General features: G+C 33.3%; 15 protein-coding genes. All 15 read left to right on the top strand.

Features of this window, described 5'->3' with window-relative positions:
• Window positions 1-12 precede the first annotated feature (12 nt).
• Window positions 13-1,080 carry an IPT/TIG domain-containing protein gene (locus J2W48_RS12555; RefSeq protein WP_310281845.1) on the top strand — a complete coding sequence of 356 codons (1,068 nt, stop codon included), beginning with the start codon at window positions 13-15 and terminating at the stop codon, window positions 1,078-1,080.
• An 86-nt stretch (window positions 1,081-1,166) separates the two neighbouring features.
• Complete coding sequence (locus tag J2W48_RS12550) at window positions 1,167-2,426, top strand: fasciclin domain-containing protein (protein WP_310281843.1); 1,260 nt, start codon at window positions 1,167-1,169, stop codon at window positions 2,424-2,426.
• Window positions 2,427-2,523: 97 nt separating this feature from the next.
• Window positions 2,524-3,756 (top strand): glycoside hydrolase family 27 protein, encoded by a 1,233-nt coding sequence (locus tag J2W48_RS12545; protein ID WP_310281841.1) that lies wholly within the window; start codon window positions 2,524-2,526, stop codon window positions 3,754-3,756.
• 10 nt (window positions 3,757-3,766) lie between these two features.
• The gene (locus J2W48_RS12540) at window positions 3,767-4,732 is read left to right on the top strand and encodes a glycoside hydrolase family 5 protein (protein WP_310281839.1); all 966 of its coding nucleotides are present in this window, start codon (window positions 3,767-3,769) and stop codon (window positions 4,730-4,732) included.
• Window positions 4,733-5,306: 574 nt separating this feature from the next.
• Entirely contained in the window at window positions 5,307-6,323 is a 1,017-nt protein-coding gene (locus tag J2W48_RS12535) for an outer membrane beta-barrel protein (RefSeq protein ID WP_310281837.1), read from the top strand.
• A 367-nt stretch (window positions 6,324-6,690) separates the two neighbouring features.
• Window positions 6,691-7,140 (top strand): T9SS type A sorting domain-containing protein, encoded by a 450-nt coding sequence (locus J2W48_RS12530; protein ID WP_310281835.1) that lies wholly within the window; start codon window positions 6,691-6,693, stop codon window positions 7,138-7,140.
• Between the two features lie 4 nt (window positions 7,141-7,144).
• Window positions 7,145-13,795 (top strand): FG-GAP-like repeat-containing protein, encoded by a 6,651-nt coding sequence (locus J2W48_RS12525; RefSeq protein WP_310281833.1) that lies wholly within the window; start codon window positions 7,145-7,147, stop codon window positions 13,793-13,795.
• A 4-nt stretch (window positions 13,796-13,799) separates the two neighbouring features.
• Window positions 13,800-14,480, top strand: a complete 681-nt coding sequence (locus J2W48_RS12520; RefSeq protein WP_310281831.1) for a hypothetical protein — start codon at window positions 13,800-13,802, stop codon at window positions 14,478-14,480.
• Between the two features lie 381 nt (window positions 14,481-14,861).
• Window positions 14,862-15,257 (top strand): hypothetical protein, encoded by a 396-nt coding sequence (locus J2W48_RS12515; RefSeq protein ID WP_310281829.1) that lies wholly within the window; start codon window positions 14,862-14,864, stop codon window positions 15,255-15,257.
• Between the two features lie 105 nt (window positions 15,258-15,362).
• Complete coding sequence (locus J2W48_RS12510; protein WP_310281827.1) at window positions 15,363-15,605, top strand: hypothetical protein; 243 nt, start codon at window positions 15,363-15,365, stop codon at window positions 15,603-15,605.
• A gap of 5 nt (window positions 15,606-15,610) precedes the next feature.
• Complete coding sequence (locus tag J2W48_RS12505) at window positions 15,611-16,078, top strand: DMP19 family protein (protein ID WP_310281826.1); 468 nt, start codon at window positions 15,611-15,613, stop codon at window positions 16,076-16,078.
• A 118-nt stretch (window positions 16,079-16,196) separates the two neighbouring features.
• On the top strand, window positions 16,197-16,397 hold the full coding sequence (locus tag J2W48_RS12500) for a hypothetical protein (RefSeq protein WP_310281825.1): 201 nt from the start codon (window positions 16,197-16,199) through the stop codon (window positions 16,395-16,397).
• 5 nt (window positions 16,398-16,402) lie between these two features.
• Window positions 16,403-16,945 (top strand): hypothetical protein, encoded by a 543-nt coding sequence (locus J2W48_RS12495; protein ID WP_310281824.1) that lies wholly within the window; start codon window positions 16,403-16,405, stop codon window positions 16,943-16,945.
• 214 nt (window positions 16,946-17,159) lie between these two features.
• Window positions 17,160-17,279 carry an HNH endonuclease gene (locus J2W48_RS23115; RefSeq protein ID WP_409025177.1) on the top strand — a complete coding sequence of 40 codons (120 nt, stop codon included), beginning with the start codon at window positions 17,160-17,162 and terminating at the stop codon, window positions 17,277-17,279.
• Window positions 17,280-17,292: 13 nt separating this feature from the next.
• Window positions 17,293-17,497, top strand: a 205-nt coding sequence (locus J2W48_RS12490; RefSeq protein ID WP_310281823.1) for an SMI1/KNR4 family protein, incomplete at its 3' end; no start/stop codon positions are given.

Here is a 17,497-nt window from a genome sequence, read left to right as displayed (position 1 = left end):
AAGTAAATCACTATGAAAAATATAAAAAATAGAATGTTATTGAAGTTGTGTTTTTTGGCTTCGATTTCAATTTTACTGTTCACTTCCTGTTCAAATGATTCAGAAGATTCTTCCGGTAAGCTCGAAGTAACAGGAATTAGTAGATCTGTTGTTGACGACCCTTTGGTTGACGGGGATAGAGAAGTTGATGTTCCTACAGATATTATTAACGCAGGAAATTATTACATTATTAGGGGATCTGGCTTTGCTACCTTAAAATCAATTTCATTTAATGGATTAGAATCCTATTTTAATCCGACATTCGTAACAGATAATGTAATCGTTGTGTCAGTGGATCAAAAAACTCCATATTATAACGAAATGGACGAAATGAAAATAGTTACCAGGAGCGGTACTTTGAAATATACTGTGGCTGTCAGACCTCCAAGCCCTAATATTAAAGGATTTCCAATTAATCCTAACCCTGGAGATATAATCACGATTACAGGAGAATATTTTTTACGTCCAGTAGTAAATTTTGGCGAGACAGCAGTTGAACCTATATCTTCAACATTAACAGAAATTAAGGTAAAAGTGCCTAATGATATTCAGTATAAAAGTTTATCAGTAACCAACGTATCTGGAACAACCGTTGCGAGTCAGTCTTTAGGTTCTGCTATTTATGATGATGCTTACACTAGTTTAGTGAGTAATAATGGACTTTGGAGACCGGCAACTAATCATTATGATATTGCTTATGATAAAGACGCGTCACAAGGTACAAAATGTATCAATTGGACTTCAGGCCCAGATTGGGATGGTTTATGGATAAGCATTGATGGATCCAAAGTGGATGTGTCTAAGTATAAAGCAATTCGCATAAGGATTAAAGGTGAAAAAGCAGGTTCAGTAAACGCAATTGTTAATGGTAATTGGGGAGCTACTGCTTCACTTAAATTCGGTACAGGCTGGACTTATTTTGAAATTCTGTTTTCTGGAGTTGGAAACCCGACAGAGTTAACTGAAATAACTTTTCAGGAAACAGGAGGTTTTGGAGGAAACAATTTATTTATCGATGATATTGGATTGGTATTAAAATAATTGTATAGGATTCAAAAAAAATGAGTTTCGATTGTTATGTTGAGTTCATTAATTAGAATCCATTATTAAAAACTAAAAGAGAATTTATGAAAAATATATATAATAAATTAAAGATTGTGGTATGTGCCTTTTTGGTTGCTGCGGTTTATTCTTGTGATAGTGACATTGAAGATGTTGGAGGAGCAGAACAAAATTACAACACAGCATACGGGCTGCTTCAGGCAAATAGTGATTTAACTACTTTTACAAAAGCAATAGAATTAACTGGCCTGGAATCGACATTAAATACTGGTGATGATTTTACCTACTTTGTTCCTAATAATGATACTTTCGACGCTTATTTGGTCGATAACGGTTACGTAAATGATTTAGGGTATCCAGATATTAATTTGGTTCCTGTAGAAGATTTAAAACAACTTGTTTTAAGTCATGTGGTTAAAGGTGTAAAAAAGAGAGTTGCTAAACTTGAAGGTGTTGAAGCTGATTATTTAGAAACAGGAGAGTATGCTACAATGGCAAATGCAGTAAATCCTGATTTATATTTATTGAGTATCAATGTAACCAATGGTGTTCTAAAGGTAAATGGATCTGATAAAGCAGCACCAGGATTAGATTATTACAGTACAAATGGTTTTGTAAATGTTTTAAGTAATGTAATTGAGTTAACCCCTCCGGCTCCGGTAATTACAAGTCTGTCACAAGTATTGGCTTCCTCAGGAGACGTTATTACAATTACAGGACAAAATTTTGTAAAAGTTAAGAGTGTAAAGTTCGGATCTACTGCAGCTGCAATTACTGTAGTGTCTAGAACAGAAATACAGGCAACTGTTCCATCTGATTTTGATTCGTATGCTCTTATTGTTGTAGAGACTGACTTTGGTGTATCTGCTCCAAGTGGTATTGGTCTTAAATATTTGCTATACGAAGACTCATTAAAAGGCACCGGCGGTGGCTGGGGAGGTGAAGTTATCTGGGAAAGTACCGAAAAAGTTAGCAGAGGAACGTATTCAATCAAAAAAGTAATAGGAAGTTGGGAAGGAATTACTATGAAATCTAATATACTTCTAAATACTGCGGATTATCAATTTGTTAAAATGTCTATTTTTTCTACTGAAAGCACTAAGATTTTTGTTAATATAAATAGTGCTGATTTATATAACTCTGCTAAAGGTACGACAGTTACCTTGGTGCCAGGTCAATGGAATAATATTTCAATCCCTATTTCTGATTTGCATCCTGAACTTATAGCTGGAGGAAATTTTGATGAAATACTTATTCAGGAATTTTCGGGAATTACAATTTCTCCGTCTAGTATTATTTATATAGATGATTTAGGATTTTTGTAAAATATGATTTGTTTAATTTGAGTTAGTTCTGGATATTCCCTAATTGAAAAATTAGGGAATATCTTTTTATAAAAGTATTTTTTAAAAATTAATTATAATGAAAAAAGTCTTAACATTATTTGTCTTTAGCCTATCATTAGTAAGCTTCAGCCAGGGAAATACCCATAATCAAACAGGAGGTAAATACGAAGGTCTGGCAATGACGCCCCCAATGGGTTGGAACTCCTGGAATACGTTTGCAACCAATATCGATGAGAAACTAGTAAAAGAAACAGCAGATATAATGGTTTCATCTGGAATGGCTGCAGCGGGTTATAACTATATAGTACTGGATGATGGCTGGATGGCTAAAGAACGTGATGCTAATGGAGATCTGGTTCCTGATCCGGTTAAATTTCCTAACGGAATGAAGCCAGTAATTGATTATGTACATAGCAAAGGTTTGAAATTTGGCCTGTACAATTGTGCCGGAACACAAACTTGTGCCGGATATCCCGGAACCCGAGGTTATGAATATCAGGATGCCCGTTTTTATGCTAAGCTCGGAATTGATTTCCTGAAATACGATTGGTGCAATACTCAGGGAATTACAGCTCCCGAAGCTTATACTACAATGAGTAATGCCTTAAAAACTGCCGGAAGACCTATTGTGTTTAGTCTTTGCGAATGGGGTGATAATCAACCTTGGGAGTGGGGAAAACCTGTTGGGAATCTTTGGAGAATCTCAGGAGATATTTACCCGTGTTTTGATTGCGAATTTAAACATCCTGAAAATTGGTCATCCTGGGGATTCATGAAAATTGCAGATATGCGCAAAGATATCCGCAAATATTCAGGCCCCGATCACTGGAATGATTTCGATATGATGGAAGTCGGAAATGAAATGAACGATACCGAAGACAAGGCACATTTTAGTTTATGGTGCATGCTGGCTTCTCCTTTATTTAGTGGAAATGATTTCAGAAAAATGTCTAAGGAAACACTGGCAATTTTAACCAACAAAGAATTAATTGCGGTAAATCAGGATAAATTAGGTATTCAGGGCTTTAAATATCTGGCAGAAGATGGGTTGGAGGTTTGGGTAAAACCTTTGTCTGACGGAAATTGGGCGGTTACTTTTTTAAACAGAAGTGATGTGGCTAAAAAAATCAATTTTGATTGGAAAAAACATTCCATTAAAGATGCTGACTTTGGTTATGAAGCCGACTTTAATAAAACAGTTTTCAAACTAAAAGACCTTTGGAAAAATAAAGAAGCAGGAAATACGAAAAAGAATTTTACAGCCGATATTGCATCTCATGATGTTATTACGCTCAGATTAATTCCGTAACACCTTTAATATGAGATCACAAATTAAATTTTTTGTCCCTGCCTTATTATTGATGTTTTGTTTTGCCAATGCCCAGTTTGTAAAAAATCATGGTCAGTTAAGTGTTCAGGGAACTCAATTAGTAGATAAAAATAATAATCCGGTAGTTTTGCGCGGAATGAGTTTTGGCTGGCATAGTATGTGGCCAAGGTTTTACAATGAAAAAGCGGTTAAGTGGCTAAAAAAAGATTTCAATTGCAATGTTGTTCGTGCAGCTATGGGAATCGAATTAGGAAAGATGTCCTATATAAAGGAGCCGCAGTTTTCGAAAGATAAAATTGAAACAGTTATAAAAGGGGCTATAAAATCTGATATATATGTTATCATCGATTGGCATAGTCATAATATTAATTTGAATGAAGCTAAAGATTTTTTTGCTGAGATGTCTAAAAAGTATGCTAAATATCCAAATATAATTTATGAGATTTTTAATGAACCTGATCATGAAACCTGGCCTGAAATTAAAGCTTATGCCGAAGAAGTAATAAAAGTTATAAGAAGCAATGATCCAAATAATATTATTCTGATTGGATCTCCTAACTGGGATCAGGATGTAAATCTTCCTGCTGCTGATCCTGTTATGGGATATGATAATTTGATGTACACCATGCATTTCTATGCAGCTACACACGGAAAAGAATTGAGAGACAGAACTGATGACGCAATTAAAAGCGGTTTGCCAATTTTTATTTCAGAATCTGCAGGAATGGAAGCTTCTGGAGACGGACCTCTGGATATGAAAGCATGGCAGGAATATATCGATTGGATGGAAGCACGAAAATTAAGCTGGATTACCTGGTCAGTTTCTGATAAAGATGAAACTTGCTCTATTTTGCAAAAATCAGCGAAATCAGAGGGTAGCTGGAAACAGAAAGATTTAAAGGAATCAGGAATCAAAGTTCGTGAATTCCTAAGGAAATATAATTCGGAAAGATAATACTCCTTTGGATAATTTATGAGAAGCCCGTTCATTTTTGAACGGGCTTCTTTCATTTCAGGAGGTATTAAACATAATAGAGATAGCTTTTTCTTGTTTCATTTAGTTAATTTTTTGTAAGAATTTAGAATTATTCCTTTTTGATTACAGGTAGTTTTGTGCTTCTTGTCTATTTTTTGTTTTTTAAGATATTACCCCTACTTTTTATAGGGGTGATTAGTTTTAATGATTAAAAAAATGCTAAAATCGTGTGTTTTTTAGTTTTTTAATTTAGTGAACCTCATTTTATGTGTTGTATTGGCTGAAATATCGTTGTTGAATTTTTAAAAACCAATCCGTATTAATATGAAATAATGATTATTTTTAATTTAATTTTTGTAATCCATAATTCTTCATCTAAAAAAGTAAAAAAATAGATTTCGATTCTTCTACTCATACAAAAGTTGATAAATTCGCTGATGAAAATGAGGATGTTTTTAGAAAGAATTTGAGATAAGAAATGAATTATATAAATATATAAAGACATAAAAAATTAACTAACCAGAATCAATTAATAACTAAAACCAATTAAAACATGAAAAAAGTATTATTTATTTTATCATTAGCCTTAACAACAAGTTTTGCATTTGCACAAGATGAAGATGCACCAGAAACCACTCCTTTAGAAATTTCAGGTTCTGGGGATGTATATTACAAATATGATTTTGCTAAAGTTGGTAATATTCCAACAAGCTTCGCAACAGATCACAATTCTGTTTCTTTAGGAATGTTGGATATTGCATTGAAGAAAACAATAAAAAATGTGTCTTTTGTAGGTGAGGTTTCTTTTGGGCCTAGAGGTCAATATCAATCAATACCAAATGGTGATGGAACTGATGTAAATTCATTCCACATCCAAAACTTATATGCTAGTTATGCAGTTTCTGATAAACTGAGTTTGACTGCAGGTTATATGGGAACATTTATTGGGTATGAGGTAATCTCTCCGGTAGGTAACTTTCACTACTCTACTTCTTATTTGTTTACCAATGGGCCATTCCAAAATGCAGGTATTAAAGCAAATTATGCCATAACGGAGAAATTTGGAGCAATGGTAGGTTTGTTTAATGACTCTTGGAATACCTATAAAGCTGATTCACAAAAAGGATTAAATGCTGTAGGGGGTCAATTGTCTTTTGTAACAGATAAAGCGAGTGCTTATTTGAATTTTATGGATGGCTCTGTAAGTGGTACTATTGTTGACTTGACTGCAACATTCCAGTTATCTGACAAATTCAAATTAGGTTTAAACGCTGCTGATTTTTCAAACGAAGGTGATGTTGGTTATTCAGGAGCTGCTTTATATCCATCTTTTGCAATTAGTGATGCTTTTGCTTTAGGATTGCGTGGTGAATATTTTAAATTCAAAGAAGGTTCTGGAGATACAAGTGTTACGGCTTTTACTTTGTCAGGAAATTATAAAATAAACGGTTTGACTATTATTCCGGAGTTTAGACTTGATTCTAATTCAAACGAAGTGTTCTTAGATTCAGATTTAGCTCCTGCTAAATCTGCTTCTCAAGTACTTTTAGCCTTGGTTTACGGATTCTAAAGAGCGATGCCTTAGCCTGATTTATTTCTTAGGTTATTGCTACAACATACTCTTTCCAGAGATAAAGATTGATATTTTTTTTTTTTTTGGAAGCTGTCAGAAAATGTAATTTTTTGGCAGCTTTTTTATTGATATGAATTTTATTAAAAAATAGGATTATTTGTCACTTCATTGTTTTTTATACTTAATATCCGAGATTATTGATATATCTGAAATAAATAATTACCTATAAATTCACGGAATTTTTTCTCCATTCTGGGTCTATGTGTTTTTAATCATAATATCACCAAAAGTGGGTATTGTTATGACTGTTCTTTTTATTCAAATTTGCATCAAATTTTAAATTTTATATAAGCAAATCTGAAATATGAAAAAAGAACTACTATTTGTGATACTACTATTTTCCTTTGTAACAAATGCACAACAAAAATTGAGCTTTAGCTACGATAACGCAGGTAATCAAATTACTCGAACTTTATGTTTAAGTGGCTGCAGCGCAAAACCCGCTAAAGAAATTAAAGAAATTGAAGCACTCGTAGAAGAAGACATGCTTAAATTTTCAGAGGAAGATGTTATTTCCTATTATCCAAATCCTGTTAAAGAAGAACTTTACCTCACCTGGCAGCCTGCAGACGAAAATCATATTACTTCTATTCAGGTTTTCTCGATTAATGGTCAGTTATTAAAACAGTACCGGACAAATTCTAAAACAAACAACCAAAATATTCCTTTCCAGAACTATCCAACTGGCATTTATGCTGTTGTGTTGAAATACAATAATGGAGAAGAAAAATCTATCAAAATTATAAAACAATAAGTGCATGAAACAATTCTACTTTACTCTGTTTTTTTTATCATTATGTCTACTTGTTTCTGCTCAGGAAAATGAGGGAATTCCTGCAAAGGATGTAACTATTATAAAAGGGGTTGACGATGGTTTGGCTGGAAAAACAGTTTCAACTTCAAAATCAGCATCTACAGCAAAAAGCCTTACAACGGCTACAGCTCCAACAGGATCTTCTGCTGAAGTTGGTATAACAGAAGGTCAGTTGACTGTATCCTTAAATGGTGCAGCAAACTATTCTGTTCCTATATTGGTTCCTGCCGGTATAAATGGTGTACAGCCTCAAATTAGTTTAGACTATAATAGTCAAAGAGGTTTGAAAGGAACTGCTGCACTGGGTTGGGATATTGGAGGTATTTCTACAATTACCAAAATTCCGGCAACAAAATTTCATGATGGAGTAATAGATCCTGTTGATAATGATAATTTGGATAGATTTGCTCTTGACGGACAGCGTTTGATTGTTAAAAACGGAAATACCGTGACGTATGGCGGGCATGGAGCAGTGTACGAAACGGAATATTTTTCAAATCTAAAAATTACTTCATATACCATGACTCCTACGGGGCCGGAGTATTTTATAGTAGAGTATCCTGATGGGTCAAAAGGCTATTATGGAATTTCTGAACAATCTAGAACTTCTACTGATTGGTCAATTAGCGTTTGGGAGAGTCCACAAGGTGCCAGAATTAGCTACACCTATACTAAGATAAACAACTCATTATATATTGCCAACATCAAATATGGTGCTTTAAAGGATGAAACTCCAATAAATGAAGTACAATTTCTTTATGGACCGAGATCTAGTATAGAATCTGGATACTTTGCCGGACCAACAGCAATAATTAGGGATAAAATTTTAACTGAAATAAAAGTTACAGGTAATGGGTTAGGATTTAGAAATTATGTAATAGGCAGTCCAAATAAAAACCAAATAAAAAGTATTACTGAAAAAAGTGGTGATAATACAAAAAGTTATAATCCTACTATATTTGATTATGGGATTGCAAATAACAATACTGACATAAGTTATTTATCAGTACCAACCACATTGGATGTAGGTAACATTGATTCCAGGAATGCAGCAACAGTTACTGGAGATTTTGATGATGATGGTAAAATGGATTTTTTATTATATCCAACTTTTGGTCCCGATGCAAAGAAAAAATATTGGTTATATACCAATATCGCATCAGGAATGAATCTATCGACAACACATAATGTTGGGGCTTTTGAAAATATTTTTTCAACTAAATGGCTTAGCTGGAATAATAAGGTGATGCCCCAGGGATGGACAGTAGTAAAAAGAACCAGCACCAATTATACTTTTACTGTTTATAGTGCCGGAATATCTAATCCAATTTATGAGCAATATAGTAAGGTTGTTCAGTTTCCTCATGACAATAAAATTATTTCAGGAGATTTTAATGGGGATGGTTTAACTGATGTAATTGCTATTGAAACGTTATTGTTTAAAAAAGTATACTTTATTGACTTAAAAAGAGACGTTACTGCTAATTATTTGTTTGATACCGGAGAATTATCAGTGGCATTAAACAACAATTCTAAAGTTGAAGTGGCAGATTTTAACGGAGATGGAAAATCTGATTTTTTTATTTTTGATAACGGTTCAGTAAGAATTTATACCTTAAGTGCAACAAATACTTTGATCCTGTTGCATCAAATAACAGGTGACGCTGCAATTTCGCTGACAAAACCTATTTTAATTGGGGATTATAACGGTGATGGTAAATCTGATTTTTTAATTCCAAGCAATTATGATAATTCACTTTGGTATAAATATACATCAACAGGATCTGTTCTAATTAAAGAAGGTAAAACATTCCAGCCAAAATTAAAATCAAATACTTCTAAAAGTACTTATGATTTTATTGCATCTGATTATAACAATGATGGGCGAACAGATTTAATTAATATTGAAAGTGGCAGAACGGTTCAAGGCGAAGATTTTGGGAAAATAAATGTAGGATGCTATGAAAATATTAATGGAGATTTTCCTAACCATGCAACCCGGACCACAGCATTTGATTATCAAATTAATATTTATGCGCTTCCAATATATCTACCTCAGAGTAATAAGAATTTATATAATAGTGTCAATCAGGTATATTCAACTCTTGAAGTTGCATTTGTCAATAAGAATAAATTACATTTTTTTTCTTCAGGGTATGATGTTACAAAAGGTAATCTTCTCACAAAAATTACAACTGGCAATGGTGTTCAGGAAGGAATAGATTATGTTCCATTAGATTCACGTTATAAAGAGGATGATTATTCGTATAGCAGTATTTATACACCAAGTACAGGAACAGCTCTATACCCTAATAACGACATTTCAATCAATCCTAATTTTTTTGTTGTTTCTAAACTGGAGAAACAAAGTAAGGATGTTTTTAAAAGGAAACTGTTTAATTATTATGGAGCTGTATTTAATCATGAAGGGCTTGGCTTTTTAGGTTTCAGATCTGTGAGTCAAACAAATTGGCATGATGATGCTACACCTGTTTTTTCTAGTGTTACTAAAAATGATATTGATTTAAGAGGCGCAAGCACCGAAGGTTTTACCGTTGCAAATATGTATTATCCGGGTAATGGTCCAGCCCCTTCAAATTTTGTATCAAAATCAATTACAACTTATAATACCCCAGTTGATGCATTGCAGTCAAATAAAGTTTTTAAACTTAAAATGACAAATGCAAAACAGTTTAATGCTCTGGAAAACACCAGTACAGAAACCAAAAACATTGTCTATGATGCAAATAACAATGTTACATCTTCTGCCAATTTAGTAAAAGAGGGGACATCAACTGTGCAGACTACTACAAATACTGTCACTTACGAGGCTCCAAAAACGTCACCTTATATTGTCGGGCGGCCTCTAAGCAATGAGCAAAGTATATCCGTAACCGGAAGTACAATGACGAGTAAGGAAACCTATACATACAATAGTAAAGAACTGGTTTCCAGAATTGAAAGAAAAGGAAATGGTACTAGTGTCATATATGAAGACAATGAATATGATGGTTTTGGGAATATTATAAAAAAAACAATCACTGCTTCAGGCCTTACACCACGAGAGGCTAAATATGAATATGAATCTACAGGAAGATTTTTGACAAAAATTACAGACGCTGAAAAACTCGTTACAACATTTGTAAATAATCCGAATGGTACTTTAAAATCTGAGACAAATCCTTATTTGTTAACTACATCGTACACCTACGATCCATGGTTTAAAAAATTAACAGTAAAGGACGATAAGCTGGATAAAACCATAACCTATAATTATAGCAGAAATACTGAAAAAACAGTTATCACAACCACAACAGATGTTTTGGATGGTAGTGCCAGCGAAGAGATATTTGACGATTTAGGGAGAAAAATAAAATCAGGTGTTAAAAATCTTAATGGAAACTTCTCTTATGTATCGTACTTATATGATATTTATGACAGGAATTATAAGGTAAGTGAACCTTATTTTGGATCAGCTCCAACACAATGGAATGAAACCAAATTTGATATTTATAGCAGACCTATAGAAAATATCTCGTTTAATACCAGAACCATTACTAATGAGTATTCAGCAAATAGTCTGACGTCTAAGTTTATTGATGGGCAGAAAACAAAAACTGCCGTAAAGAACGCAATGGGAAATATCGTTTCTGTAAATGAAACTGTAGGCGGGACCATTAACTACTCTTATTACGCTAATGGAAATTTAAAACGAATCGATTATAATAATGTCAAAATAGATATTGAACAAGATGAGTGGGGCCGTAAAAGTAAATTGACAGATCCCTCAGCCGGTGTTTTTACTTATAAAAATAATGCTTTAGGAGAACTTACGGAAGAAACTAGTCAAAATGGATTAGTAAAAACAATCATTACCCGTGATGTAAATGGCAAACCGATTAAAAAAACGGTACAAGGGGCAGGTACTGATACTGAAACTATTTATAAGTATGACACTACAACCAAACTGCTTACAAGTACAACTTTTACAGACAATAAAGAACCTGTTGGCAGTAATAAAATTACAACAACATATACGTATGATACTACTTTTAAAAGAATTATCAGCATTGTCGAAGATAAACAAAGTGCTTATAAATTTACAACCACCATTGACAGCTATGATGAATTAGGCAGGATTGCTACAGAAACCAAAAAGGCAGAATTAGGTGCAAAAGTCAGTACAATAACGACTACCAATGTTTATAAAAACGGTGATCTGTATCAAATTATAGATGATACGGGCAAGGTATTATGGCAAACGAATACAGTAAATGCAAAAGGGCAAGTATTAGAAGGGATTCTCGGTAATAACATAAAAATGACCAATGAGTATGATACTAATGGCTATTTATCGAAAATAAAATATGATAAAACCACCACGCCAACAAGTAATATCCTGACACTTACCACTGAGTTTGATTATAAAACTGATAATTTGGACAACAGGATGAATAGCGCTTTTGGAAATTATACTGAAACGTTCAAATATGATGGAATAGACAGGTTAAAAGAATTTACAAATAAGCTTGGAGTTCAGGAAACACAAAACTACGAACCATCGGGTAAAATAAAGGATAATAATTTAGGGACTTATAATTATGATGTTACTAAGCCCTATCAGAATAATTCTATAACGCCTAAACCGGAAGCTACCGGATATTATGCTAACAGGGAAGGGATTTTTAATGATAGTATGGAAGATAGAACCGGCTGGGGAACATCAAGATACCCACTAACTGTTTTTTATAGTTATGATAATACAAAAGTACCTCATAATCAGGGAAAAAACACTCTTAAATTAGCAAATACGACTGTAAATGAGCAGTATGTACATTCAGATAAATGGATTGCTATTGATAATACTCAACCGACAGAATATACATATTCGGCCTGGATTTATTCAGATGGCCCACAAGCTGAAATGGTTTTATTTATGAAAACACCGGCAGAAACCGGTTATTTTACTTTTGTCAATAGTATAATTACAACAGATACAGGCAAATGGACAAAAATTGAAAAAACATTTCTGGTTCCGGCGAATATCAAAAAATTAAATATTCGTTTAGATAATAATGGACTGGGTAATGTATGGTTTGACGATGTTCAAATTCGCAGGACAAGCAACCCGGCTACAACAGAGAGAAAATTAGATATTTCTTATAATGCCTTTAAAAGCCCTATACAAATTGAAGAAACCGGCGTAGATAAAATAAGTTTTACCTATAACGATAGCAATCAACGCAGTACAATGTATTATGGCAGTCTGGGCGCTAAGGAATTACGGCCATTCCGCAAACATTATTCTGCAGATGGCAGTATGGAAATTAAACAAAATATCGCTACTGGTGCAATTGAATTTGTTACTTATATTGGTGGCGACGGTTATAGTGCGCCAATTGCTGCAAAAAGCGATGGAATTAATCCATCACAATATCTATATTTGCATCGCGATTACCAAGGCACTATTTTAGCCATAACCAATGGGAATGCAACTGTAGTTGAAAAAAGATTGTTTGACGCTTGGGGAGGTATTATAAAAGTACAGGACGGAGCCGGCAACACATTAGCAGGATTAACAGTCCTTGACAGAGGCTATACTGGTCACGAACACTTACAAAGTGTAGCCTTAATTAATATGAATGCCAGGTTGTATGACCCTATGCTTCATCGATTTTTAGGCATAGACAATTATATTCAGGACCCGACTAATACGCAAAATTTTAATAATTATGGGTATGTCATGAATAACCCGTTATCAAATACTGACATTAGTGGTAATATTTGCGAAGGATGTGGTGGTATAGATATCGATTATGGAGGCGGCGAAGGAAGCGGAGGAACAAGCATTGACGTAGATAAGTGGTGGAAAGATTCCGGCCTTGACAAATGGACGACAAAGAATTTAAACTTTAATAGCTGGGGTAGGACTTGGAAAAAAATATTTGGAGGTGGAAGTTCTGGACCTCCTCCAAATGTTAGTAAATATAAGAGTGTAGGTACCACAGGAAGTGGACAACATTATGGAGGTGACGGCAGTGGCGGTTTTATGGATTATTTTAGTAGATTTGTTTATGAAACAGATCAATTTAATCCAATAGCGCTATTATGGGATGGGGTCAAAGGGAATATTAACGGTACTGACAGATATAGTAATGAATTAACAGGATTTGAGGCTAACATGAAAATTGTTAGTGCCGTACCGATGACAAAGGTAGCGAGTGTTGCGGTCAATGCCAGTGAGAGGGGACTTTCAATGATGGCTACAAAAGCATTGACAAATGGACAACTTGTGGAAATTGCAGCTTTAAAAGCGGAGAGGTCAATTGGCGGTGTAGGGAGATTTGCAGGTACTTCTAAACACAATTACGCAATTAATTTATTGAAACGATATGAACGTAGATTTGGAAGTAGAGGGTTAAGTTATAATAAATATTTTAATACTAAGGCAGGGAGAGGATTTTTAGATATATATGATGAAGCAAATGGAATTATTTATGATTTTAAATTTGGAAAAGCTTTTATGAGTAAAGCTACCTACGAAAAATACTCAGCAAGCTTTAATGGAGCATCAATTTACATAATAAGACCATAAATATATGACAGTAGATAAAACAATAAAAAATGCAGTTGCCTGCGATTGGTTGAATTCTTTTCAAGAGCTTACAATGTATTCTCAAAATAAATTTTATAAAATAGTGGGGTGCTTGGTTTTAGGGATAGAGCTAATAAAGCTTCCGAGAACGGATGAATATAGACCTCATTTTACTCTTTATCCTCTGTGGGAAAAGAATGTAAAAGAATGTCTAAATATACCTATAGTTCTTGAAGAATTTTATAATAGTAAAAAAAACCAATTTAGCATACCATATGAGAAACATATTCAATATTTTGAAGAGGTATCCCAAATTATAGAAAAGCAATTTCCTTTTATATTAAAAGATAACATTCAAACAGATGTAATAACTTCCATGATAGACAATTACTCTCAAAAAAAACGTTTTAGTATCGCTCCAAATTCTTATTTTCAGGCTAATTTTCTCGAAGCAAAATTAAAAATTGCTTTATACACTAGTGTTTCCAAGGCACAAGAAATTTTAAATTATATTAAAAATAGAGATTGGGATATAAAACATTTTCAAGCTTGTGGTGTCGAGGTAACACAATGGGTTAAAGATTTACAAAATGAAACTGATAATCAAGAGTTGTTTTTGAAGCAGATTGAACTAAATAAACAGGACAAAAATTTGGTAAAAATAAAGATGTCTAAATTAATTTAGTTATAAAAAAAAGAAAAATATGTTCAATATTTTTAAAAAAAAAGAAGAAAAAAGATTACCAATAACACAGATCCCAACGCTGGCGCGAGCATCTTGCTCGTGTACGCAATCTAGTTGTGTGAGAAACGTGATTCGATTAGTATATAAATTCAGTTAAATAGGGATAGAATTAGTTTTGTTCCAAGTTATTTTTTGTAAATGTTCAGCACTGAATTTAGCCATACGTTTATAACTCAAAGAATGCAGAGAGCATATAATATACCGAGTGGATTTTTCTAATCATATGAGACCTCTAAATCATAGTGTACCACACTTGCATCAATATCAATATGGGCCTATGTCAAGCTTTGGAAAAGAATCTGTATTTAATTTTTTCGGAAAATGAAAATGATAAAAAAAATAGAAAAAGTAACGAGCGTTTATACTGCTTGGAAACCTTCAGATGTAGCTTTTATAAAAGCACTTGAATGGTCAATTAATAACTTGGTAATAATCTTTTATTGCCAGTTAAGAGGTAGCGTTAATGGATGGCCGGATACGTCAAAAGAATTTTTCGAAATAAAAGTGAACTTTAGTAATGTATCAAATTTTAAACTTGATTTTAGAGGTGCAGGATTGCATCAGATTTCAGGTTTCGATATCTTAGACATTTCGGATAATGGATTGGAGAAAATCAATTTTCAAATTGAAGATTATGAAAATGATAGTATCAATTTTACTTGTGAGCAAATTGAAATCATTGAGGTGTCTAATCCTAAAAAAATGGTAGTTTTTTAGAATGCTGCTAAGGGGGGAAGTAGGGTATTTGAAGTAGGTTCATATAATACCCTTAGAGGTGTTGAAGCAGGATTGGATGCTCACCACGTGGGACAAAAGGCATTGATGAGTAAATTTATTCCAGGCTATAATCCAAATACAGCTCCATCAATTTTGGTGCCTAAGCTAGGACATACTCAAGGTGCAGGTGTTTTATCAAGAGGCACGTCAGGTTTTTCAAATGCACGTCAAATATTAGCACGAGATATTTTTGAATTAAGACGTGTTTATCCAAATGTTCCTAACAGCTCTTTGCAACAATTAATTCAAATGAATAAAACAATGTATCCGGGAGTTTTTATAAAATAACAATTATGAGTTATACAGAATTAATCGAAGAAAAATATGCCGAAGCAGTTAAGGGCATTAAAGAAGAGTGGTTTAATGAACCAAATACAAAATGGTATGAATATGTAATTAGGCTTCCTGCTCAACTACAAATTTGCTATTTAATTGTTGTGTTTCATAATCAGGTTTTTAATGGAGGATTCCATCAGTATTTTGTGAATGGTTATGGACAATTTGCAAAAGAAACTATTAACGCACTCACAATAATAGGTGCTTTTAAAAAAGCTGATTTATTAGAAGAGGCTTTGAAAATTGTAAATTTCGAAAATTATTCAGATGATACTTTTAGAAAGAAGTTATTAGAAAAGCAAATTCCACAACTATTTTCTAAAGATGATTTATTTGAACTTTTGGACAATTTAGATAATAGTTATTACACTGATGAAAATGAGGATATAGAGCAATTATTAGGAAGTTACTTAAGAAGCCGCTAAGACGGGAGGTAGGCTCGGAAATGCAGCTACTAGAACTCAAATAGGTGAAATAGCAACAACTTTAGAAAGTAGAGGCTACACAATTATCAGAGGTGGAGGAAGATTTCCTGAAGAGTATTTGAAACCATTAGGTGGTGGTAGATCAGGAGGCTCTTATCTGGATTTAACGGCAACACATCCAAATTATGGGACATTAAGAATAAATACAGTTGATATTTATAAGAATGGATTACCAACACTTAGAGAATTAAATAATGCTACAAGGATTAGAACCCAAATGGCACTAGGAGAACATTTATTATTAATTCCAAAGAGATAATAAGAATGAAAAGTAAGCAAATATTATTTTTTGCAACTGCTACAGATATTGAGCAGATAGCTAAGTCTATTGAAAAAGATTTTTCAATAAAATATTATGAAATGGGGTTGTTTGACAAGAAATCTAATATTTCTTACGACTCTGTCGCTGAGATTTCAAATTTTGGGTTTCCAAAGATTGGAGATTGGAATAGAGATTTAAGATTAATGATCATTCCCAAAAAAATGACACTTGTTGTTAGAGAGGTTCCTCAAAAAAATGGCGGAATAAAATATGCTATTGATCCTTTAGAAAATCAAACTAGCATTTGCTTTCAATTTGGAGGAATATATCAAGAAGGTATTTTGCTTGGAGGGTCCTGTGGAACGTCTTTCTTAAATGATTTTTCACTAGCTGTATTCAATGGATTTTCGGCAAAAGTTAAAAAGAGTTTTAAAAAGATAGGGACATTTTATGTTGGCAAAGAGGCAGAAGAAAAATTAAGGACGGGTTGGCGTTTAGTTACTAATGAAAAATCACCAAAAGAATATGATTTAGCATTAAGTTGAGAATGCCGCTAAGGGGGTAACAAATGCAAAAGGTGTTGCATATCCAAAAGTTTTTGTTAAAGGGTTTGGTGAGGTACCATTTCCACAAGGGCCATTTACACCAAATAATTCAAAAATACTGAGACCTGAATTTACACCAAAATTAAAAGGCGAATTTAAAGCTTGGTGGATTGAGCAAGGTAGACCTTGGCCCAATGTACCAGAAGGTAGTACATTGAATATCCATCATTATAAACCTCTTGCACACGGTGGAACAAATTCTTTCGATAATTTAATACCTTTAATTCAGCCAGAACAACATCAACCATTTACTAATTGGTGGAGGGGGTTTTAAAAATAATAATGCTATGAAACAATATTTAAAATACATTAAAGAAGTAATCGAGGTAAGATTAAAAGGAACAACATCGACATTTGAAAATTTAGTTTCTCTTTTCATAATGAATGAAGAAGCTTCTGATGATGAAATATCAACATGCGATTTACTATTAAATAAAAAACTGCCTGATGAGTATAAATTTTTTCTTCAAAATTATAATGGAGGAATTCTAT

This window comes from Flavobacterium piscis (assembly GCF_031457575.1).
GTDB classification, from domain to species: domain Bacteria; phylum Bacteroidota; class Bacteroidia; order Flavobacteriales; family Flavobacteriaceae; genus Flavobacterium; species Flavobacterium piscis_A.
Note: the sequence above shows the minus strand (reverse complement) of the source record. Positions and strands in the feature narration are given on the sequence as shown.

Excerpts from the sequence above, each read along its gene's own strand:
- J2W48_RS12555 (WP_310281845.1), top strand. The coding sequence starts at position 13 with ATGAAAAATATAAAAAATAGAATGTTATTGAAGTTGTGTTTTTTGGCT.
- J2W48_RS12550 (WP_310281843.1), top strand. The coding sequence starts at position 1,167 with ATGAAAAATATATATAATAAATTAAAGATTGTGGTATGTGCCTTTTTG.
- J2W48_RS12545 (WP_310281841.1), top strand. The coding sequence starts at position 2,524 with ATGAAAAAAGTCTTAACATTATTTGTCTTTAGCCTATCATTAGTAAGC.
- J2W48_RS12540 (WP_310281839.1), top strand. The coding sequence starts at position 3,767 with ATGAGATCACAAATTAAATTTTTTGTCCCTGCCTTATTATTGATGTTT.
- J2W48_RS12535 (WP_310281837.1), top strand. The coding sequence starts at position 5,307 with ATGAAAAAAGTATTATTTATTTTATCATTAGCCTTAACAACAAGTTTT.
- J2W48_RS12530 (WP_310281835.1), top strand. The coding sequence starts at position 6,691 with ATGAAAAAAGAACTACTATTTGTGATACTACTATTTTCCTTTGTAACA.
- J2W48_RS12525 (WP_310281833.1), top strand. The coding sequence starts at position 7,145 with ATGAAACAATTCTACTTTACTCTGTTTTTTTTATCATTATGTCTACTT.
- J2W48_RS12520 (WP_310281831.1), top strand. The coding sequence starts at position 13,800 with ATGACAGTAGATAAAACAATAAAAAATGCAGTTGCCTGCGATTGGTTG.
- J2W48_RS12515 (WP_310281829.1), top strand. The coding sequence starts at position 14,862 with ATGAAAATGATAAAAAAAATAGAAAAAGTAACGAGCGTTTATACTGCT.
- J2W48_RS12510 (WP_310281827.1), top strand. The coding sequence starts at position 15,363 with ATGAGTAAATTTATTCCAGGCTATAATCCAAATACAGCTCCATCAATT.
- J2W48_RS12505 (WP_310281826.1), top strand. The coding sequence starts at position 15,611 with ATGAGTTATACAGAATTAATCGAAGAAAAATATGCCGAAGCAGTTAAG.
- J2W48_RS12495 (WP_310281824.1), top strand. The coding sequence starts at position 16,403 with ATGAAAAGTAAGCAAATATTATTTTTTGCAACTGCTACAGATATTGAG.